This is a genomic window from Rudaea sp. 3F27F6 (genome assembly GCF_005503555.1).
Taxonomy (GTDB): Bacteria; Pseudomonadota; Gammaproteobacteria; order Xanthomonadales; family Rhodanobacteraceae; genus Rudaea.
The window spans coordinates 1-18,880 of sequence record NZ_SCNG01000005.1 but is presented as its reverse complement, the minus strand read 5'-3'; the positions used below and the strand labels follow the sequence as shown (position 1 = coordinate 18,880).

Genomic DNA, 18,880 nt, shown 5'->3' with positions numbered 1-18,880 from the left:
GCCCTCTCCTACCCACGATAAGGCTCCCTTTTAGCCCTACCCCACTTAGCCAATGGCTGCAGATGGTCGAAAGAGGTCTTACCTTACTTGCCAGTGATCAGTATTGGTCATGTGATCGCCATGGATCGGTCCGACTGATCAATTTTGTTGGTGTACGCACGCAGCTGAGCAAAGATCATCGCGCGAAATTGCTCAGCACACGACAGCGTACGAACGCGGGCATTGCCATCGTAGCGCCGCGCAAGGCGGGCGAAGCTCGTCTACGGGATGAAGGCATGAGCTTAGCAAACAGCGGCTTGCCGGTATTGATGTAGGCTTCTCGGGGCATTCCACCGCCCCTCACGCCTCCAGGCGGCGCGCTGCAGCTAGGAATACTGCAGCGTCACCAGTCCCTCATTGCTGAATTGATTATAGAAAACGTACAAGACGCCACTCATGAACACATTCTTGTGCGTCGGAATGATCTTTCCGAAGTACATCCCGGAAATCTGCATCACGAACTGGTTGCCGGCGTAGTCGAACCTGTCTTGAAGCCAATTGGGGCCGCCTCCAATCTTGTCGTCGATGTCCTCGACGAACTCGTCTTCGTCCGTCGCGAACTTCTTGTTCAACTCCAGCTTCTTCGCCGGAAGGATCGGATCCCCAAACTCCTGTCTCGGCGCCTCCGCCGGATGGACAACGACGAATCCACGCTCACGGCCTCGGGCCATGTCGATCGGATACTCGATGTCTTCTTTCTCGTATGGGCAAAAGATCGAAAGAATGTGCCCTTGCGGAATGTCGATTCCGCACTCCGATTTCAAAAGATCCGATGAGAGCGACGCCAGGAACATCAGCTTCTTGCCAAAACGATCAACTGGCCAACCAATGGACTGAGGCAACAAGGAACTGCCCCCCACCTTGCTGCGCTCCTGATCGTTCGTATCTTTCTCGTACGTGACATAGCTCGCCATCTGATTTTCCAGTCGCTAACAACAGCACAGGTTTTTCGAGAATTCTTCGGCCTGAAGTCCAATAAGTAACCTGATTAGCCCACCCCGCAAAGCTGCGTAAATTTTTCTCGATCAAGTTCAAATCAACACCGCCCGGATTTGCTCTGCAACCAGATTTCGCCTGCGGCGCCGATGGCGAAGAGGGAAGCACCCGCTCGAATCATGCTGATGCTATAGAGAACGAGCGCAGCAATGAGGATTGCGGTGGCAAGAAGATGCTGCTTCATCTGCCCTCAGGGCAGAGCTTGCGGCGGAAGGCTCGAACAATTGACTTTGAGTCGATGCTACGCCGCTCGTCACTAAGAGACCACCAAGACGCAAAAGCGTCGTAGCGGCCTAACGCTTGAGCTAACCGGCCGCCGCCGCGAGGGGTTTCAGGATACCGCAACTCGTCGCAGCGGTCCGCTTGAGCGAATAGTTAAGCCGCAGCTAAATGGGTTACTTGCCCGGTAGTGTGCGGACGAACTCAAGTGCGCGCGAAAAAAGCTGTGTGCGCAAAGAGTCCTCACCGTAAACATTGGACTTGCAACGGACCCAGCCGTGCATAACGCGACCGCGTGAGAGCATTGGCTCGACGCCGGTGATTTGAAGTGCCCATGTGTCTCTACCTTTTCCCAAGCGAACAAGCATGCCGTCGTCGCGTGCACCGCAGAGCAGATTGCCGTTGAGGAGCCAAGCCTGCCCACCAAACATAGACTTGCTCGAGATGCCGGAAACGGATTGCAATTCTTCGCGAATCAACTCCTCCAAGCCGATGTCACGAGCCATGCCTCATGCCCCTGTTGGTTTCTTCTGCAGCCTAACGCTTGAGCTAAGCGGCCGCCGCCGCGAGGAATGCCAGGATACCGCAACCCGCCATAGCGGTGCGCTTGAGCGAATAGTCGGGCGCCAACTCACTCGTAGATTTTGACGCAATACAGGAATACGGAAAATTTTTTCCAGAGGCTGGTTGATGCCAGGCCCTGGCTGGCACCGACGTCGAATGCCTCAGCCCAAACGAGAGCCGACTCAAGGAAGGACTCGATGGAAACATTCTCCGAGCCGCCAGCATCTTGGCCGTAGGGCGAGGACAGAGTTCGGGTTTCCGCAGCCGCCGCTGCCGCTGCCGCTGCCGCCCAGTCTAGCTGCAACGCTCGTGCGAACGTGCAAAGCATCGACAGAGACACGATCGGCAAACTGCACGAAAGCGAAATTCCGCCGTGCGATTTGCATGCCGGCGGCGCACTAATCGACCAACGTGCGGGCCTGCGGCGCTGGCACAGACCTTGCCACCACTCCAGCAGGCCCACCAACTCTTGGTGCGCCCGGTTTCATAACGCGGAGATCGATATGGCAAAAAAAACTTCCCCATTCACCGCCACCGAAACGATACGTGCGCGTGCCCGCGAGAGTCTGGGGCAAGGCGCCATCACGAAAGGCTATAGCGCTGACCGCGCGGCCGTGGTCGAGCTGCTCAACTCAGCACTCGCCACCGAAATCGTCTGCGTGCTGCGCTACAAGCGGCACTATTTCTGCGCGGAGGGAATTCACGCGAAAAGCGTCCAGGCCGAATTCCTCGAGCATGCGCAGGAAGAGCAGGAACATGCCGACCGCATCGCGAAGCGCATCGTCGAGCTCGGCGGCGAGCCGGATTTCGATCCCAAGCACCTCGCTTCGCACGCTCACTCCGAGTACGTGCCGGGCGACGATCTCGTGCAGATGCTCGAAGAGGACTTGATTGCCGAACGGATCGCGATCGACACCTATCGCGAAATGGTCGGCTACCTCGGCGGCGACGATCCGACCACGCGGCGCATGATCGAAGAAATCCTCGCGAACGAGGAGGAGCACGCCGAGGACTTGAGTTCGCTGCTGGCCGAGCTCGGCAAGAAAGGCGAACCCGCACCTCGCGACGCGGCTACTGCAAAGATGCGCTCCGCCTGACATGCCGCGTCGTCGCGCGATGAACTTCGGTCATCCGTGTGGCTTGCAAGAGCGCAGACCGCGCTCCTTGCAATTTGCCCGGACGGACGAGGTGCGCGCAGGCGCAAGTCCTTCAACTGTCGCGGCGCGTTCTTGGCACGCTCCGTGCTCATAGAACTATTGGCGGACACATGTTCGTCCCAACAACAGGAGACACACCATGCTCTACTACGCGTTGGTTTTTCTCGTCATTGCGCTGATCGCCGGAGCGCTGGGCTTTTTCGGCATTGCCGGTGCCGCCACCAGCATCGCGCAAATTCTGTTCTTCCTGTTTCTCGTGTTGTTCGTGCTTTCGCTGATCTTCGGCAGAGTGCGCAAGCCGCCGCTGTGAGGCGGCGTCCGAATAGGGCTATAGACCGTATTCCTTGCGTTTACGATACAGCGTGGAAGCGTCTATGCCGAGGATCTTTGCCGCCGCGTCGAACGAGTTTGTACCGGCAAGCACACTGGTGATGTGCGCGCGCTCCAGATCCTGCAGGCTGACCGCCTCGCCGATACGAGGATGCTGGCGCGGAGAGCTCTCCGGCGATATCGAAAGATGCTCTCCGCCCAGTTCTTCGCTGCCGCTCAGGATGACGGCGCGTTCGATCACGTTCTGCAGCTCGCGGATGTTGCCCGGCCAAGAGTAGGTGCGCATGGCCTCGATCGCGGCCGCGCTGAAGCGGCGCGCCTTGCGGTGATAGTTCGCCGCGAAGCGCAGAAGGAATTTCTCAGCGAGTAGATCGATGTCCTCGATGCGTTCGCGCAGAGTAAGCATGCGCACGCTGATGACGTTGATGCGATAAAGCAGATCCTCGCGGAACGTGCCTTCCTTGACCATTTCTTCGAGATCGCGATTGGTCGCGGCGACGATGCGAACATTGGCGCGTCGCGTCACCGGATCGCCGACGCGCTCGTATTCGCGATCCTGGATAAAGCGCAGCAGTTTCGGCTGCAGCACCAGCGGCACGTCGCCGATTTCATCGAGGAACAGCGTACCGTTCTCGGCCTGATCCACGCGCCCGAGTTTGTTCTCGGTGGCGCCGGTGAACGCGCCGCGCTTGTGTCCGAACAACTCGCTTTCGAGCAGTTCGGCCGACAGCGACGGGCAGTTGACGGTGACGAAATTCTCCTTCGCCCGCGCACTGCACTGATGCACCATGCGCGCCGCCAGTCCCTTGCCGGTGCCGCTCTCGCCGAGGATGAGCACCGAAGCATCCGTATCGGCGACCTGGCGCAGAGTCTCCAGGATCTTCTTCATCGTCGGGTTCGCGCTGTCGAGTTCGGCGACCTGGGTGAAGCAATCTTCTTTCTCCAGCGCCTCCAGGCGGCGCTCCAAGCGCCGCGCGGAAATTTGTTTGGCGGCGGCCAAGCGTAGTTGCTCACACGAGCAAGGCTTGACCAGATAATCGACCGCACCGGCGCGAATCGCGTCGATTGCGGTATCGATCGAAGAATAGGCTGTCACCATGATCGTGCGCATCCACGGCGCCACTTGTTGCAGCACGGGCAGGAAATCGATGCTCGATTCATTGCCGATGCGCAGATCGATAAAACAGAGATCGAACACGTCGGACTGCAGCGACACTTCCGCCTGGCTGAAATCCGAAGCCGTGGCCACCCGGTGCCCGGCGGCTTCGAGGCAAGCGCGAAAGGTGCGGCGAATGCCGGGGTCGTCGTCGATCAGGAGAATGCGGCTGACGTCTTCACCGTGTGGCGTAGTCATAAGGGAGATCGTAACACTCGATTCATAGGGTTCGCGGCCAGCCACTGTCTGCCGCCGCGACTAAGGAAGACCGGGCGTGTGCGAATCACTGGACGGAGAAAGAATCCGCTGTGAGATGCGCGCTCGCGGTCTCCGCACTGCCGATAAGGCCCGCGCCGGGCCGACGCGAACCGGAGATTCGGCGGCGCGCACAGGCGTGGCCTGGACGACGGGCGTCGCGCACCCCGGTTGTTGTCCTTTTGCCGATTCTTCCGCACGCACGGTTTCTGCTATTTCCCATAACGTAGTCATGATGCACCTCCACGCAAAGCGGGAGCACCCAACAATCCTTGCCAGCATGCTCCCGCCACTTTTCAAGAGAAGTGGTTTTATATCGGATCAATGCAGACGATCGCGAAATTCCTTGACCTGCTTCTGTGCTTCGTCCTTCGCGATACCGTAACGTTCCTGCAATTTACCGGCAAGGTATTCGCTGTTGCCCTCGGCAAGGGTGACGTCGTCGTCCGTGAGCTTGCCCCATTGGGCTTTGATTTTCCCGGCCAGTTGTTTCCACTGGCCCGCGATGCGGTCCTGATTCATGGCGATTTCCTTTGCGAAGAATGGGTTTAGTTACGCGATTTGAGCGCGGACGAATCGACATCGTGCACGCCCTTCACAGCGCGCGTCACGGCCACGGCCTTTTCGACCTGGACTTTGCTGTCGACGACACCGGACAGAGTCACGGCGCCGTTGGTCGTAGTGACGCTTATATCCGTCGAGGAGATGCCCTTGGTGGCCATCAGCTCCGCTTTGACTTTCGTCGTGATCCAGGTATCCGTTCCGGGCTGTGCCGATTGCTCTTGAGCGGCCTGGTCCGCATACGCGGCGGAGAACGTGGCGAACGGCAGCGTGCACGCCATGGCGGTGCAAAGAGTCGTTGCTAACAGTCTTTTCATGTTGCGGCTCCTTCGTGGGTGGTGCAGAGAAGGAGATCAATTTGCATGCCAGAATATTTTTCTTTGGCAATCACAGTGCTACAGGGATTTAACGCTGTGTTCTCAGGCAAATTGCAATGCAGGATCAGGCACGATGCAGCGTCATGCACGATCTTTTTACAACGCGCCGGGAGCCGCGAATCGTTTGCGTGGTGGCGAAGGAATATGGGGAGAAATCGGATCGCTCGCCGGAAACGTCTCGATCAAGGCCTGATCGAGACGGTCGTCTTCTTCTTGCTTGCGCACGATGCGCGTGGCTTCCGGACTGTTCTCGCGCCGACCCACAGCGACGACGGCGCGCACGGCGACCGCCGGCTTTCTGACGAAAGCGCGCCGCATGCGTAGACGCAGCGAAGACAGCCAGGAAGCACGCATCTCAAGACCTGCAAAATCCGCAGCTATTCGCGTTCGATGGTGAAATCGCCGACCGCGATACCGAGATCGATGCCCTGGCCGGAACCGGCTAAAGCCAACGACACCGTGCCCTTGGTCAGCACCTGCGCCGTACCCGATTTGACGATGCCGGCATGCGCCTCACCGCGCGCGTAGCTGCCGAGTACATCGTCAATAGTACGCACGTCCGTGAACGTACCGCTGCCATTGTCGACGCGCGATTTTCCCGCGGTAAGTCCGACGCCCTTCGCGGAAATTTTCACCGCCATGCGCTGGCCGTTTTCGCAGGTTACGACGCCCTTGCCTTCCGAATGTTCAAGGATGGCCGACCAGCCGGAAAGGGAAAAACGCAGCTTGCAATCGAGATTGGCGCCGGCGGCGCCGGCCGTGGCGCTCGCAGCCGTAAGCGTGAGAAGCAGCGCGGCGCCGAGAATCTTTCGAGTCGAACGAGTCATGAAATCTTCCTCTTGAGGGTTCGCCGGTTCGTTGAATTTCCTGCAGAGGCCGGCACTCGCCTGCAGGCACAGGAGGCGAAAGCAACGAACGTGCCGTGTTGCGAGTCGACGGCAATGGTCGGCCGGAACCTCGGTTTCCCAAAAATAGTTCGTGCGTCGGCGGCGGCCGCGTACAGAACCGCCGGAAACACGGGGACCGCGAAGCGGCGCAAGCCGCTCGAAGCGCTGATACAAGAACACAGGAAATTGCTCGAGCTGAGCTACCGCCGGCCGGCGTAGCGCTGTTGCCAGTCGAAGCGGATAACCACCACCGCCTCTTTTTCGCGCGTGAATGGGGTTGGCTGACCCAAGACTTGCGCAGGCCGCGCAGCCGAAAATCAAGGCTCATCGAACGCAGCTAAGCGCCAGGCAATGCGTGAGCATTCATGGATAACGAATGCCCGGCCACACTAGAAAGTCCGCGCATCCCGGTGCACTTCGAGCATCGTTCCGCAGAACCGAGGCCTTTATTTCCTGGCTACCTGCATCAGTTGGGCGCGCATCATGCGCGACCTCGTCATCTTCAGCATCACGGCGATCGCTACATACGCTCCGGCGATCAGTAGCAAAAGAAGACTGGCGGCAATCAAGAGGAATTGGATCAGCATGACGTGTTGCTCCATGAAGGGCTTGTCGTTCGATGCAAGATATCCGCCATGCCGGAGCGCCAAGTTTGTCGTGCAATGGTCGGGAAATTTGCACGATCGATAGTCGCCTATCGTGCAGGTTGCCGATCTGCTTAAGGCGACTTGCGCGGCAGATAGCAATGCGGCGGCGGTATCTCGATCGAGATTTTTTATCGGCAGTCCGAGTCGCGCAATGCACCCATCGCGCGACTCGGCTAGCAGCGACAAGAATTGACCATGTTTCGCGCGAGACCTAGCGCAGACGCCGTTTCCTCGTCTGCGCTGCTTTGCGTGCAGCGGCGGCTCGGCCTTTCGCGCCCTTGGTCTTGACGGCTTTGCGCGCCGAGGCGGAACGCTCGCTCGCAGTGCGGTTGCGCGCGGCTTTCTTCGCATGGGCCGAGAGCGCCTTCGGCGTGGCGGCGGCATGGCTCTCGCGCTTGAGCGCACGCGTCACTGCGCGCGAGCGCTTGGCGTAAGTGGCTTTTCCGGTTTTTGATGCAGCACGAGCCGCTTTCTTCGGACTTGTGCTCGCACGCTTGGACGATGCGCGTTTGCCCTGTGCGGGCACGGCGATACCGGCCTTGCGCGCAAGCGACAAGCCGATCGCGATGGCTTGTTCGGTCGAACGCGCGCCGTGCTTTCCCTCTCGGATATGTTCGATTTCTTCGCGCACGAATTCGCCGGCCTGCGTGCTCGGCGATTTGCCCGCGCGTTTGTCGCGCCTGGCGCGTTCGATGGCTGTTCGTTCTGGCATGGGGCTCTCCTGATGGCGACGTCATGTTCGCGGGCGCGACAAAACGGGGATGGAGGAATCGGTCCTCGGCGTAATACGAAACTATCGGCGGCTACCGGATCCTGCGCCACTTCGTGCCGTCGGCGGTTGCGAATTCCGTATCCGACAGCGGCATCAGCGCTTCACCCGTACGCAGTCGGAGATCCATGCCCAGCGGCACCGTTCGCCTATCTCCGTGCTCGTCTTCCTTGATCGGCTTGGTTTGAACGGCGACCGAACGATTGCCGTGCTCGTCTTCGACTTCAAATGCATGAGTCTCGACATGTGTTTGTTCGTTCATGGCATTGCCTCGCACCCGTGTACTTACTCAGGGGCACGATCCGTGCCAATCTCGCGCAGTCGGCGCCGTGGCATCTACGCTAAGCGAGAACGCTCCAAATCAACTGCTCCGGGTCCAGCAGAAAGATTCGCTCGTTAGCTGTATGAACTTCCCTATTATCGATCATGCTTGCGACTTTGCCGCCCCAAACACGAATCTCATTCGACGCTGAGAGGACGGCGCGATGGCGATAGATCCAACCAGGGACGTCACCGGATGTTTTCAACCGCTCGATTCGAAAAGTCCGTGTATCCAGCACGTACACTGCGGTGGTTCCGAATCGCCGCGCATCGGAGTATCCCAGCGATCCGATTATGTAGATCTTTTCTCCGACGAGCGTTGCCGTGTGGAAATCCGTCGGTGGAAATTCCTCGGCGCGATAGCCGAACATTCGAAAACTGCCGTCGATTTCGTGCACAAAAACATCGTTGTAGATGCAGAAGTCCGGATCGTAAGAATCTTCATGCTCTCCCCCGATCTGGATCACTCTTCCATCCGCGAGAAATGTAATCGACTGACCGAAGCGCTGTGCGCACCAGACGGGCTCGCGGCCATGCGCAGTACGCTCCGTGAAGCGGTTTTCGGCTTCATATCCGCTCACTCCGGAAACGACCATATTGCGCCAGAAAGGCTCGGTCATTTCTTCCGGATTGGCGATGCCGAAGCGGCGATGCCACCCCCGCTGAAACTCGTCTTCCGACGCCTGCAGCAGTCGCAACTCCGGCGTTGACGGAAGTCCGGCCAGAGCACGTCGCATCTCGAAGGGAAGCGAGCCTGGATCGGCGCCGGCATTCAATAACACCCTGGCGATGGCCGGGGAGGAAGTTGAGTAAAGCGCGTTGAGATGATCGCTCTTCTCATCGGGGTCCATACCGGCATCGAGCAGGATGCGCACCGCCGAGAGATTGTTTTCCTCTGCCGCGGCCGTCAGTGCCGGCGTACCAAACTCGTCTGTCTGTCGAAGAGAAAACCCCTGCGAAAGCAGCCAGAGGAGCATCGGTTCGTGATGCTCTTGTATCGCATAGAAGAAAGGCGGCTTGGCGCATCGCCCGGTTGCCGTCACATCGGAGCCATGCTCGATCAAACGACGTACTTTAGTGATATCTCCAGTCATAATTGCGACCAGCAATGGGGTACGCTTCCAAAAGTCGCGGTGTTCGAGTGCGGCGCCGGCAGCGAGTGCAATTTCAATATCCGCCAATGTTCCGATCGCGACGGCCTTGGTCAGACTCGACCACTGCAACTGAACCTCGTCGGCGCCCGCATCGAGCAAGAGCATGACGGCATCAAACCGGCCGCGATTCGACAACACGCGCAGCGCGGATTCCTCGTACCTGCTCACGTCGTTGAGACGCGCACCGCGCGCGATGAGCAACTTCAATAATGCCAGCAACCTCGTGTCGCAGCGGATATCGCGGCCATGCACCGCGTCGAGCATGGCGCCGAAGCCGTCCCTCGAGTAATTTAGGTTCGCACCTGCGTCGAGCAGCACCTCAACTTTCGCAGGATCTCCAGCCGATATGGCGAAAGACAATGCAGTTCGCCCCTTTTCGTACTCCCAGCCTGCGGGGGCCTCCAGGCTTGCTCCATGCTCGATCAGAACACGCAGTACATCGACGCCCGCCTCGCTACTCTCCGCGGCATAGCTCAGGGGTGACCTGAGACGATCATCTTCGATATTCAAAGCGTCCGGACTGAGTCGGGGAAGCAGTCGGGTGATCGCCGCCATGTCACCCGTACGGACAGCTTCATTAAACTCGGCGGAATGGCTCATGATGCAGTCAACTTTGCCGACGAACCACGTCGGACATGCTTACACAAGAGCCGGCACGAACGGCAGCAGCACGGCCATAGGCACTGTCGGCTGCGCCAGACGCAGCAGGAAGTATCCCGTGCCGGCGACGCCGAGCATCAATCCGTCGCTGATCCCGTTCGCAATACCCAACCCGCTTTCCCATGCGGAACCTGCCTCATGACGAGCAATCGCGTCGCACGCAGTTCGTGCGGCGACGTCGCGCCATTGCGTATCGTCCATAACGTGCGCGGCGGTCAGAAGAATGTCGGCATTGCCGAGCGGTCCATGACACAAGCTGTCGTTCGTGCCGGCGGCCGGCACCGATCGCGACAAGTCTGCCACGATTGTTTGCAATGCCGTCGTCGCAGATTCGAGGAAGGTGGCGTCGCGCGTAATGCGCCACAACGCCAGCCGCGACAGCGCGATTCCAGGTGCACCGTGGCACCACGCCATACCGCAGGATTGCGGGCGATCGTCGAACGATTGCGCATCTTCGGCGAAGAGATACGGCCAATTGCCCTGCGCCGGCAGAAACCAATATTTTTCGTACGCGAGCGTGGTATTCAGTGCGTCGCGCCAAGTCGCATCCGGATCGATGCGTTCCAACTCGGCAAACGCGACGGCGATGCCGGCATTGCCGTGAGACAAACCGGAGAGCCCGAGCGGCGCGCCGTTGGCCGGCCAATGCCAGCCGTGGCTCGACCGCTGCGCGAGCGCGCACAGCGCGCGGCCGTAGCGGCGCGCGACGTCGATCGCAGCGGCCGCATGCTGCGGAAGGTCCCGTGCAATCTGCAGCAGGCACAAGACTGCACCGGCCATGCCGTGCATCAGGTCCGCGTCGACGGTCGCCTCGGGCAAGGTCGCGATGAGACGCGCCGCCTCTTCGCCATAGTCGTGCACGAGCTTTGCGTCGCCCAATGCTTTTGCCAACGTCAATCCGCCGGCGACAATGCCGAGACGGCCCTCGTACAAACTCGCTTCGTTCGCAGCCGGATGATGCAAAGCGTGTCGCAACGCGGCCGCGGCAACGTCCGCAAAGATCGTTTCACCCGTGGCGGCCGCCAGCGGCACAAGGAAGCTTGCAATACCCAGTGTTCCGTCGTAGAGATTGCCGTTCATCGTGCGCGCGAACAGCACCTGTCGACCGTCCACGTCTTCAACGTCGTCGGTGATCCAGGTGCAGCGATCTCCATGCCACAGAGCGTTGGCACACAACTGCCGTCCGATGCGTGCCGCATGTTCGAGCGCCGTACTCTCCAGAGTTGTCGCAGACGTGAGCGTGCCGCGGCTCGTGCGGTGGCCGTCAGCCGCTTCGAAGCGCAGCGCGCGCAAGCCGAACGGGTCGCCCTGCTCCAGATGCGGGAAGTCCCAATCGATGCCGGCATCGACGAACGCGTCGTGTACGTGCGCGATGACGCTAGCGGGTTCGGCAGCGGAAGTCGCTGCGTTCAGCAGTCCCCGTGCAAGGGCTCGGCAGCGACTGCCGCCGAAGCTGTCGTCGCTCGCGGGATCCTGCGCGAACGCCACACCCGGCAACAGTTGGAGTGCCCATAACGGCGCGACGGCACGCACCCAGCGGCGCAGAGAACGCGCGTGTTGTGCGATTACCCGATGAACCAGGGCGGCGTAGCGCGCACCGACGTACAGGACCACGGCGTCGCTGCGCAGCAGATCGGACTGTTGTGCCGGATACTTCAGCTGGAACGGAACGCAAGCCGCATCGAGCCGGCTCGTCAGCCAACGCACCAGCGCTTCGAGATGTTCGACGCGGGCCGCAAAGTAGTAGCGCACCGTCGCCGCGTCGCTCTGCGCATCCGCCTCGGTTTCGCCGAATAGATACTGAAACGAAGGGTCGAGCACGCGGCTCGCGCGCGCGCGCTGACGCATGACGACACTTCCGCGAATCGGCCGCGCGGGCACGCCATCGTACAGATACTCGCCGGCTTCGAGGCGGCGAACGAGCATGTCGCGCTGCGCGACCAGTGCTCCAGGCGCGAGTTGTTCGAGCACGCGCCACGGACCGGAACGCAGCGGTGGGAGATCGTCCGCCTGCCAGGTCGGAGAATCGGCATCGACGCTTTCGATGCGTGCGTAGTGGACGTGGTACAGATGCCGCTGCAGCGCCGCCACGCGCGGATCGGGATCATGGAACGGATCGTCGAGTGCGGCCGTGCGAACGTGATTTTCGAAACGCGCACCGCCGATCACGAACGTGCCGTCGTCTGTACACGACATCGGCGTCAACGTATCGCAGATCGCCAGCCACCACGGCGGATTTTCGTTTTCTGCTGCGCTCATGCGGCCCCGAACAAGGATTCGGCGCCGCGCTCGGGATCGGCGAGCGCATTGCATGCGAGCTGCAGCACGATAGCGTGCTGCGGCGCTATGTCGGGCTCGCCGGCGATATCTTCATACAGCGTCTGGATCAGACGCGCCGCCAGCAGCGCGGCCAAACGTGGGCGCGATGCGCCGCGCTCGACCGATGCGTAGCCCGACCACAATTCGCGCAATGCGGCTCGATGCGTCGGAAATGCGTCGGCCGCGTGCTGCACGGTTGCATCGCTCGCGTCGGTCGTCTCCGCGGGAAAAATGTTCATCCAATCGCCGATGTAGGACTGCGCCATGCCGGCCAGATCCCATAGCGGATCGCCGAGCGCCGCCATCTCCCAATCGATAAATACGCAGCCGGATGTTGCGGACCCGGGTTCTGCCGGCAGCAGACAGTTCTGCCATTTCATATCGCCGTGAATCAGGCGGCGCTGCGGCCAGGTGCGTTCCAGGCGTTCGAGAGCGGCCATGGTCGCGCGCTCACTCTGCACGATGCGCACGAGTTCAGCCTGGCCCCAGCTCTGGTCCGCGGTGACGACGGGAAACAGATTGCGCAAGCGCAGAACCCACGGAGTCTGTTCGGAAAAAGCGAAGTCATCACTCGCCCGCACACGCACCAAACCCGCGTGCAGGCCGGCCAGGGAGCGCCCGAGATGACGCGCGACCGCCAGAGGATCGCTTGCCGAGGACCGCGCGAGGTCGCGGCACGGCAACATGCCGGACAGCCAGTCCGTCACGAGAGTCTGCGCGACGGCATCGAAATAACGCAGCGTCGGTACGCTGCCATGCAGCGCGGCGACGTCTTCGAGGACTCCGAGAATGCGCGCTTCGTTGACGACGCTGGAATCGGATTCCCAGAGGCCCTCATCGGGCATGTGCTGCTTGACGTAGAAACCCTGATCCTGCCCCCATGTCACGCTGAAGCCGCGATTGCGATGGGTGTTCGAGCGGACTTCGACGACATGCTCCATCAATGTCTGCGTCGAGAGCAGTCCCGCGTTGAGCAAAAACACCGGCGTGTTATGGCGCGTGAGTATCAAGCAACGACCTCGACCCCAATCGAAGAAACAAGTCTAGCGCAGCACGTACGCCCGCGACCGGCGTACGTGCCACTTTCCTTCAGGCCGGCAGCGTCGCTTGCGCGACCGCCAAGAGCAGGTTCAGCCGGGTGGTCTGCAGCAAGGATTGCGGGTCGGCTTGCAGGTCTTGGTCTGCGTGCCCTTGACAGCCGTCTCGCCGGGCGGCCTCGGCTTGCAACAAGGATTGCGCGTCGGCTTGCAGGTCTTCGTCTGCGTGCCCTTGACCGCCGTTTCGCCGACACCTCTGCAGCACGGGTTACGCGTGGGCTTGCAGGTCTTCGTCTGCGTACCCTTGACGGCGGTTTCGCCGGGAGGTTTGCAACACGGATTGCGCGTCGGCTTGCAGGTCTTCGCCTGGGTGGCGTTGATGGCTGTCTCACCGACGGACTTGCAGCATGGATTGCGCGTGGGCTTGCACGTTTTCGTCTGCGTGCCCTTGACCGCCGTTTCGCCGACACCCCTGCAGCACGGATTACGCGTCGGTTTGCAGGTCTTCTCTTTCGTCCCCTTGACGGCCGTTTCGCCGACGGACTTGCAGCACGGATTACGCGTGGGCTTGCAGGTCTTCGTTTGTGTGCCCTTGACGGCCGTTCCGCCGGGCGGCATCGGCTTGCAGCATGGATTGCGCGTCGGTTTGCACGTCTTCGTCTGCGTGCCCTTGACGGCGGTCTCGCCGGGAGGTTTGCAGCACGGATTGAGCGTCGGCTTGCACGTCTTGTCTCTCGTGTTTACCGGAGCGGCTTCAAGTGCCGGTTTCGATTCGTCGGTGTATTGCGTTACCGCGGGTTTTCGCTCGAAGTGCCTTGCCAGGATATTTCCCGCCAGCATGCTGGCGATTGCGTCGGGACTGCTGCCATTTTGTAGTGATTCGTTACCCTGTTTCATATCGAATCCTTTTTACTGTCGTTGGACTGCGATTTACGGTTGAGCCCAGTGCGATCCTTATCGCCGGCGCGACCGTCCCAGAGGGCATTCAACGCGTCTAGCCTTCGTTGCGTTACACCTTCCCCTACTATTTTCGTTGTCTTCCCCCTGCGCACATACAATACATCGTCGCAGTTCGTTTCATCATTCCCAAGCTGGATGCGTCCGCTTTGCCGTACTGGTCCACAGTACCGCGGCAAGAAACGGACCATTCGCGAGATTCGAGCGGAACGTGAATTGGGCCGCAATATTCCTTGCGCGCAAAATGTAGGCCGCTACCCGTGAGGACACGGGTCTTTGTATTGCCGAGCTTGACCGATGAGTTCGCTGCTGATGCCGCTATGGCTGAGCGGATGATTTTTCATCCGATCGCCAAGGCATTTCTCTTCGAGCCGAGCCAACCCGGAAAAACAAAAAACCCAGATTTCCCGCTGGCTCAAAAAAATTCACGCGGTTGCTTCATCGCGGAATTTAGAACGGTTCTGCCTACTTCTGTAGGTGTTACATAAGACGATTTCTCAATCGGCACAAGCAAACGCAGTAAGCAATACAACAACGCCACTGCATTTGTTGCGAATAGCAGCTCTTTGAGGGCCCAAATGCAACATTTTCATTTTCGCAAGTTTGCTTGCACGCTTGAGAGCATCGAGCGAACTGGACCTGCGCTCGCGCGACCATGTCCTCGCTATTCCGACGCAGCGCTGAGCAAGTCGAAATCGCCCGCCAACACGCGATCGAGACGGCCGCTGCGCCATCCGCGAACACTGTCCCGCACCAATGGCGAAGGACCATCGGTATAACGGCGGCATACGCGCGACTCCGAGTCAGTCTGAGTTGGCGGCACGGGAGACACCGAATCGGGACTGACGCTGACACGTACACTGTGGCGAACTTCAGTTTCGCCGAGCCGAGATTCAAGGACATGCAGTCCTTGCTCACTCCTCAGCGTTTGATATGCCCCGAATCCGGAAACATCAAGATGCAGGGCGCCCGACGCCGCGTTGGGTCCTCGCCGCCTGATGCGCATCCCGCGCGCCTGCGCCCAGGACACATACATGTCGGCGATCCGATCGCGCCATTCCAGCGCGGATGCCGTGCGTATGTCTGCGGGGATGATTTCGATCTGCGCCCCTTCGGCTTCGTTGTTCTTTATGGCGCCGATAGCCGAGTCGATGGCCATCACGAGCAGAACTAGCCGCCGCACGAACTCAGCGGCACTCCGCCCAGCGCCGCGGCTGAGGCGCGCATAAAGTGAATTGGCAGAGCGCAATCCGGACTCGATTCGATCCATGCGCTCGAGCCGATCGAGCACCTGCTGACGTTCCGGTTGCTGCCAGAAGTCGCTGCGCTGCATCGCCTGCACAGCTTCCTCTTTGAGCTCCAGCCAGACCGGCTCCTCAAGCTTCTCTGAACGCGCGTCTATTTCGCGCTGCAACACCGCAAGCGTCGTGTCGTCGAGACGGGGTTCCAGGGCCAGCGTGCGCAGATCCGAGGAATCTCGAGCCGCCGCTGCGGGCGCGTCGACTGCCGTCTCGTCCGGATCGACGAAACGGACGCGCAGTGAGTCTTCCTCTCCTTGCACGAAAAGGAACTGCTCACCTTTCGGCACGCGATGCTCCACCATCGTCCGCGCCAGCGGTGCGAGCAGATACTGGTCAATCGCACGGCGCAACGGACGCGCGCCGAGATCCGGCGTGAAGCCCTTTTCGAGCAAAAATTCGATCGCGGAAGGCTCCCACTCCACCGCCCAGTTGCGCCCGCGGAAGCCGCGGCGCTCAAGCACGCTGCGCAGTTCCTTCTCAAGTATGTCGCGCATGAGGGCGCGCGTCAGCGGGTTGAACACCACGACGCGATCCAGTCGATTGACGAACTCTCGGCGGAACGTCGTGTCGATCGCGCGCTGCACGAGTTCACGAGAAAATGCTCCGCGCTGCCCGACAAACCCCATGCCCACGCCGGTAGAGATCGTCGAACCTAGATTTGAGGTCAAGATAATGATGCTATGGCGGAAATCCGCGGTGTTGCCGCTACGATCAGTCAGGCGGCCGTCGTCAAAAACCTGTAGGAACAGGTCCCAGATGCGCGCACTGGCCTTCTCGAACTCGTCAAGCAGGATCACGGAAAACGGATGCTGGCGGATGCGCGTGGTCAGCGAGGTGGCGCGCCCTTTTTCGCCATCGTCGATCAACCGCCAGTACGCGTCGTCCGATTGATACTCGCTCATGTCAAAACGCAACATGCGATCAGGGCTTCCGAACAGGAAGCGCGCTAGTGTCTTCGCGATCTCGGTCTTACCGGTTCCGGTCGGCCCTGCGAATAGAAATACGCCGATCGGACGCCGCGAATCCGTCAGACCGGCTTTGAGCATGCTGATGCGATCCACCAAGCAATCGACCGCTTCTTCCTGGCCGATCACGCACTGCAGAAAATAGCTGCGTATTGCGGCAACATCGAGCATGCGACCGATGTCGAGAATCTCGAGTGGCAGTCCACTGCTGCGCGCAAGCGTTGCCAAGAGCTGGTCGCGATCGATAGGCAGCGTCGGCGGTTGCGTGCGTTGTGCGGCGGCAAGTGCTTCCTTGAGCAAGTCGAGCGAGCGTCCCGGCTCCGGCCGCTCCGGAAATTGCTGACGGCTCAGCTCACACGCTTCACTGGCGACCGCATCGCTGATGACCTCACGCCCAAGCTTGTTTTGCCATTTCAAACTCCAGTCGCGCACGAGCGCGAGGGCTTCGGCGTCAGTCATCGGCTCGACACGCAATGCCGCGATCAGAACCTCGACACGCGGGCGCTGCGCGATCACCCGCGTCCAGGCCACGGCGGTCGATTCACCGAGGATCTGCAACGCCCCGCGCTCGATATAAGGCAGCAAATGATCGAGAATGCCATGTGGGTTCTGCGACCACGTTCCGGCTTCGAGCAGTTGATGACAGTCGGGCACGAACCAAATAGCACGCCCGCTACCGAGGCCGTGCACGAAGTTTTCTATCCGCTGCTCCAGTTCGCCGATGTACTTTTGACCGGCCATCATCTGCGCGGGCGTGGCTTCAATGATCCGCCAGCCTTGTTTGACAAGCTCACGCAGCGCAGCCCGGGCAAGCGTCGTCTTGCCGACACCATCCGGGCCGACCAGCACCAGACTGGGTTTACCGGGACGCAGCAGCGTTTGCGTCAGCGCTTGGATGCGTTCGTGGGTCGCCTCGTTCTCGGCGAACGGCTCTTCTTCTTCGGCAGGCAGCGCACGCCCTACGCGCAGAACTTCGCGCTCGCCACTGCGAACACGGTCCGCCCGTTTCAGCGCTTCAAGAAAGTCGTTCACCAGCGGATGTGAGATCGCGCCAAGAACCTCGCTGCGCTCATCGAGATCCCAATCGCCGCCATCGGGTACTTCCCCGACGACCGGATGGATGTCCAGGCCGTGCTGTCGATCCAGCAAGGCAACAAAAGCGGCGCGTGTCGGTGGATGTTCAGTCCACCAACGCTGCGCGCGCAGCAACACGGTTGCGCACACTTTGGGATCCTTCGCTTCACCGAGGTACCTGAGGATGAAGTGCAAGGCCATATAACCCATACGCGCAAGGACACGAGCCACGCCGAGCTGGCTTTCATCGCCAACGGCAGCCATCGCGGCGAGCCCGGCGCAGCTCATCGCGATGTTCTGAGACGTCACCAGGTTCAGACGGTCCTGGGGTGTAAACGGCGCCGTGGAGAGAATAGCTCGCAACTCATTGAAGCGTGGTTCGTGCTCTAGATCGTCGCCTTGATCCGCGCTTTCACAAAACTGCGCAAGCTCTCTCGCCAGCCCATTCGCGCGAGCGCGCGGATCGGGGGCGGAACCCGCAGCAACGGTAGCCGCCCCGTCCAGGTTTGGCGATCCCGCGGGCGCATCACTCGCCCCATTGGCTGCCTCCTCCTGCGCAGGAGCGCCCGCTGGCGCCTGCGGCGTCGGAGCAGCGGAAACCGTCTGCGCCCGACTTACACGAGCGAGCAGCCATCCCAATCCCGCTCCGATCAACAAGAAGACGATATCCATACTGGCGATTCCGCCGCAGAGTAAAGGGCGCAGTTTACTCTGCGAACACGGCCAAACGTTTCCAATCAACTCTGCCGCTGCGAGCTCCCCCTTTCGGCAGTTGGGTCGTCACGAAGGGCGATGCCTGCAAGTTCCGCAGGACCGTTTCATCGGTCAGAAGTGGGAATCTTTCCTTCGGAATTTGGCAGAAGAAAAAAGCGAAATCAGTGCACGCGTGATTTCGACAGACGGACAATGCAGCAAAATTTGGTGCTAGCGCCGATCGAAAAACTACTCCCGATCCGCAACAACCCTTTTGGACAGCAAAAAGCCCGCAGCAATGCGGGCTTCAGAAGAAAATGCACCATCTTTCAGCGAGGTATCCCTCAGAAGGGGATTTCGTCGTCGTCGAAGCTGTCCGCCGGCATCTGCGGTGCCGGGGCGCTGCGCGGGGCAGGCGCCGATTGCGGGCCGCGCGCAGGGC

General features: G+C 60.4%; 21 protein-coding genes and 1 pseudogene. 5 read left to right on the top strand and 17 right to left on the bottom strand.

The genetic code is table 11. The features are described 5' to 3' along the window. Positions 1-161: 161 nt before the first annotated feature. From FFS30_RS24280 to FFS30_RS24105, 5 genes and pseudogenes are all read right to left on the bottom strand, one after another. A pseudogene (locus FFS30_RS24280) lies at positions 162-310 on the bottom strand (DUF4372 domain-containing protein); the annotation flags it as partial. Between the two features lie 55 nt (positions 311-365). Beyond that, positions 366-953 (bottom strand): DUF1963 domain-containing protein, encoded by a 588-nt coding sequence (locus FFS30_RS17720; protein ID WP_137914530.1) that lies wholly within the window; start codon positions 951-953, stop codon positions 366-368. Positions 954-1,075: 122 nt separating this feature from the next. Beyond that, positions 1,076-1,219 carry a hypothetical protein gene (locus FFS30_RS23925; RefSeq protein WP_171014703.1) on the bottom strand — a complete coding sequence of 48 codons (144 nt, stop codon included), beginning with the start codon at positions 1,217-1,219 and terminating at the stop codon, positions 1,076-1,078. A 211-nt stretch (positions 1,220-1,430) separates the two neighbouring features. After that, positions 1,431-1,760, bottom strand: a complete 330-nt coding sequence (locus tag FFS30_RS17715) for a TfoX/Sxy family protein (RefSeq protein WP_137914529.1) — start codon at positions 1,758-1,760, stop codon at positions 1,431-1,433. Between the two features lie 125 nt (positions 1,761-1,885). Beyond that, positions 1,886-2,158, bottom strand: coding sequence for a hypothetical protein (locus FFS30_RS24105; RefSeq protein ID WP_212742513.1), 273 nt, complete (start codon positions 2,156-2,158; stop codon positions 1,886-1,888). Between the two features lie 163 nt (positions 2,159-2,321). Between FFS30_RS24105 and FFS30_RS17710 the strand changes: the two genes are divergently transcribed. Both FFS30_RS17710 and FFS30_RS17705 read left to right on the top strand, forming a co-directional pair. Next, positions 2,322-2,915: a ferritin-like domain-containing protein gene (locus tag FFS30_RS17710; RefSeq protein WP_137914910.1), complete on the top strand. Its 594-nt coding sequence runs from the start codon at positions 2,322-2,324 to the stop codon at positions 2,913-2,915. Positions 2,916-3,114: 199 nt separating this feature from the next. After that, a complete protein-coding gene (locus tag FFS30_RS17705) occupies positions 3,115-3,285 on the top strand; it encodes a DUF1328 domain-containing protein (protein ID WP_137914528.1) in 171 nt (56 codons plus the stop codon). Positions 3,286-3,303: 18 nt separating this feature from the next. On the opposite strand, the gene FFS30_RS17700 is transcribed toward FFS30_RS17705, so the two are convergent. From FFS30_RS17700 to FFS30_RS17650, 11 genes are all read right to left on the bottom strand, one after another. Next, positions 3,304-4,659, bottom strand: coding sequence for a sigma-54 dependent transcriptional regulator (locus tag FFS30_RS17700; RefSeq protein WP_137914527.1), 1,356 nt, complete (start codon positions 4,657-4,659; stop codon positions 3,304-3,306). A 378-nt stretch (positions 4,660-5,037) separates the two neighbouring features. Next, entirely contained in the window at positions 5,038-5,238 is a 201-nt protein-coding gene (locus FFS30_RS17695; RefSeq protein ID WP_137914526.1) for a CsbD family protein, read from the bottom strand. A 26-nt stretch (positions 5,239-5,264) separates the two neighbouring features. After that, positions 5,265-5,594, bottom strand: a complete 330-nt coding sequence (locus FFS30_RS17690; RefSeq protein ID WP_137914525.1) for a BON domain-containing protein — start codon at positions 5,592-5,594, stop codon at positions 5,265-5,267. Between the two features lie 156 nt (positions 5,595-5,750). Continuing rightward, entirely contained in the window at positions 5,751-5,936 is a 186-nt protein-coding gene (locus FFS30_RS17685) for a hypothetical protein (protein ID WP_137914524.1), read from the bottom strand. Positions 5,937-6,031: 95 nt separating this feature from the next. Then, the gene (locus FFS30_RS24505; RefSeq protein ID WP_343182333.1) at positions 6,032-6,862 is read right to left on the bottom strand and encodes a hypothetical protein; all 831 of its coding nucleotides are present in this window, start codon (positions 6,860-6,862) and stop codon (positions 6,032-6,034) included. A gap of 125 nt (positions 6,863-6,987) precedes the next feature. Beyond that, positions 6,988-7,374 carry a hypothetical protein gene (locus tag FFS30_RS17675; RefSeq protein WP_137914523.1) on the bottom strand — a complete coding sequence of 129 codons (387 nt, stop codon included), beginning with the start codon at positions 7,372-7,374 and terminating at the stop codon, positions 6,988-6,990. A gap of 25 nt (positions 7,375-7,399) precedes the next feature. Beyond that, complete coding sequence (locus FFS30_RS17670; RefSeq protein ID WP_137914522.1) at positions 7,400-7,900, bottom strand: DUF6496 domain-containing protein; 501 nt, start codon at positions 7,898-7,900, stop codon at positions 7,400-7,402. 91 nt (positions 7,901-7,991) lie between these two features. Next, positions 7,992-8,219: a hypothetical protein gene (locus FFS30_RS17665; RefSeq protein ID WP_137914521.1), complete on the bottom strand. Its 228-nt coding sequence runs from the start codon at positions 8,217-8,219 to the stop codon at positions 7,992-7,994. A 79-nt stretch (positions 8,220-8,298) separates the two neighbouring features. After that, positions 8,299-10,032, bottom strand: coding sequence for an ankyrin repeat domain-containing protein (locus FFS30_RS17660; RefSeq protein WP_137914520.1), 1,734 nt, complete (start codon positions 10,030-10,032; stop codon positions 8,299-8,301). 39 nt (positions 10,033-10,071) lie between these two features. Then, complete coding sequence (locus FFS30_RS17655) at positions 10,072-12,351, bottom strand: lanthionine synthetase LanC family protein (RefSeq protein WP_171014702.1); 2,280 nt, start codon at positions 12,349-12,351, stop codon at positions 10,072-10,074. Continuing rightward, the gene (locus FFS30_RS17650) at positions 12,348-13,421 is read right to left on the bottom strand and encodes a phosphotransferase (RefSeq protein ID WP_137914518.1); all 1,074 of its coding nucleotides are present in this window, start codon (positions 13,419-13,421) and stop codon (positions 12,348-12,350) included. Before FFS30_RS17650 ends, FFS30_RS17655 begins: the two co-directional genes overlap by 4 nt. A gap of 97 nt (positions 13,422-13,518) precedes the next feature. On the opposite strand from FFS30_RS17650, the gene FFS30_RS17645 reads away from it, so the two are divergent. Together FFS30_RS17645 and FFS30_RS17640 are read left to right on the top strand one after the other, a co-directional pair. Continuing rightward, positions 13,519-14,388: a hypothetical protein gene (locus FFS30_RS17645; RefSeq protein ID WP_137914517.1), complete on the top strand. Its 870-nt coding sequence runs from the start codon at positions 13,519-13,521 to the stop codon at positions 14,386-14,388. A gap of 307 nt (positions 14,389-14,695) precedes the next feature. After that, positions 14,696-14,893: a hypothetical protein gene (locus tag FFS30_RS17640; RefSeq protein ID WP_212742512.1), complete on the top strand. Its 198-nt coding sequence runs from the start codon at positions 14,696-14,698 to the stop codon at positions 14,891-14,893. A 176-nt stretch (positions 14,894-15,069) separates the two neighbouring features. On the opposite strand, the gene FFS30_RS17635 is transcribed toward FFS30_RS17640, so the two are convergent. After that, on the bottom strand, positions 15,070-18,417 hold the full coding sequence (locus FFS30_RS17635; RefSeq protein ID WP_137914515.1) for an AAA family ATPase: 3,348 nt from the start codon (positions 18,415-18,417) through the stop codon (positions 15,070-15,072). Positions 18,418-18,651: 234 nt separating this feature from the next. On the opposite strand from FFS30_RS17635, the gene FFS30_RS24100 reads away from it, so the two are divergent. Beyond that, on the top strand, positions 18,652-18,880 hold a 229-nt coding region (locus tag FFS30_RS24100; RefSeq protein ID WP_212742511.1), incomplete at its 3' end, for a hypothetical protein.

Excerpts from the sequence above, each read along its gene's own strand:
- FFS30_RS17720 (WP_137914530.1), bottom strand. The coding sequence starts at position 953 with ATGGCGAGCTATGTCACGTACGAGAAAGATACGAACGATCAGGAGCGC.
- FFS30_RS23925 (WP_171014703.1), bottom strand. The coding sequence starts at position 1,219 with ATGAAGCAGCATCTTCTTGCCACCGCAATCCTCATTGCTGCGCTCGTT.
- FFS30_RS17715 (WP_137914529.1), bottom strand. The coding sequence starts at position 1,760 with ATGGCTCGTGACATCGGCTTGGAGGAGTTGATTCGCGAAGAATTGCAA.
- FFS30_RS17710 (WP_137914910.1), top strand. The coding sequence starts at position 2,322 with ATGGCAAAAAAAACTTCCCCATTCACCGCCACCGAAACGATACGTGCG.
- FFS30_RS17705 (WP_137914528.1), top strand. The coding sequence starts at position 3,115 with ATGCTCTACTACGCGTTGGTTTTTCTCGTCATTGCGCTGATCGCCGGA.
- FFS30_RS17700 (WP_137914527.1), bottom strand. The coding sequence starts at position 4,659 with ATGACTACGCCACACGGTGAAGACGTCAGCCGCATTCTCCTGATCGAC.
- FFS30_RS17695 (WP_137914526.1), bottom strand. The coding sequence starts at position 5,238 with ATGAATCAGGACCGCATCGCGGGCCAGTGGAAACAACTGGCCGGGAAA.
- FFS30_RS17690 (WP_137914525.1), bottom strand. The coding sequence starts at position 5,594 with ATGAAAAGACTGTTAGCAACGACTCTTTGCACCGCCATGGCGTGCACG.
- FFS30_RS17670 (WP_137914522.1), bottom strand. The coding sequence starts at position 7,900 with ATGCCAGAACGAACAGCCATCGAACGCGCCAGGCGCGACAAACGCGCG.
- FFS30_RS17665 (WP_137914521.1), bottom strand. The coding sequence starts at position 8,219 with ATGAACGAACAAACACATGTCGAGACTCATGCATTTGAAGTCGAAGAC.
- FFS30_RS17660 (WP_137914520.1), bottom strand. The coding sequence starts at position 10,032 with ATGAGCCATTCCGCCGAGTTTAATGAAGCTGTCCGTACGGGTGACATG.
- FFS30_RS17655 (WP_171014702.1), bottom strand. The coding sequence starts at position 12,351 with ATGAGCGCAGCAGAAAACGAAAATCCGCCGTGGTGGCTGGCGATCTGC.
- FFS30_RS17635 (WP_137914515.1), bottom strand. The coding sequence starts at position 18,417 with ATGGATATCGTCTTCTTGTTGATCGGAGCGGGATTGGGATGGCTGCTC.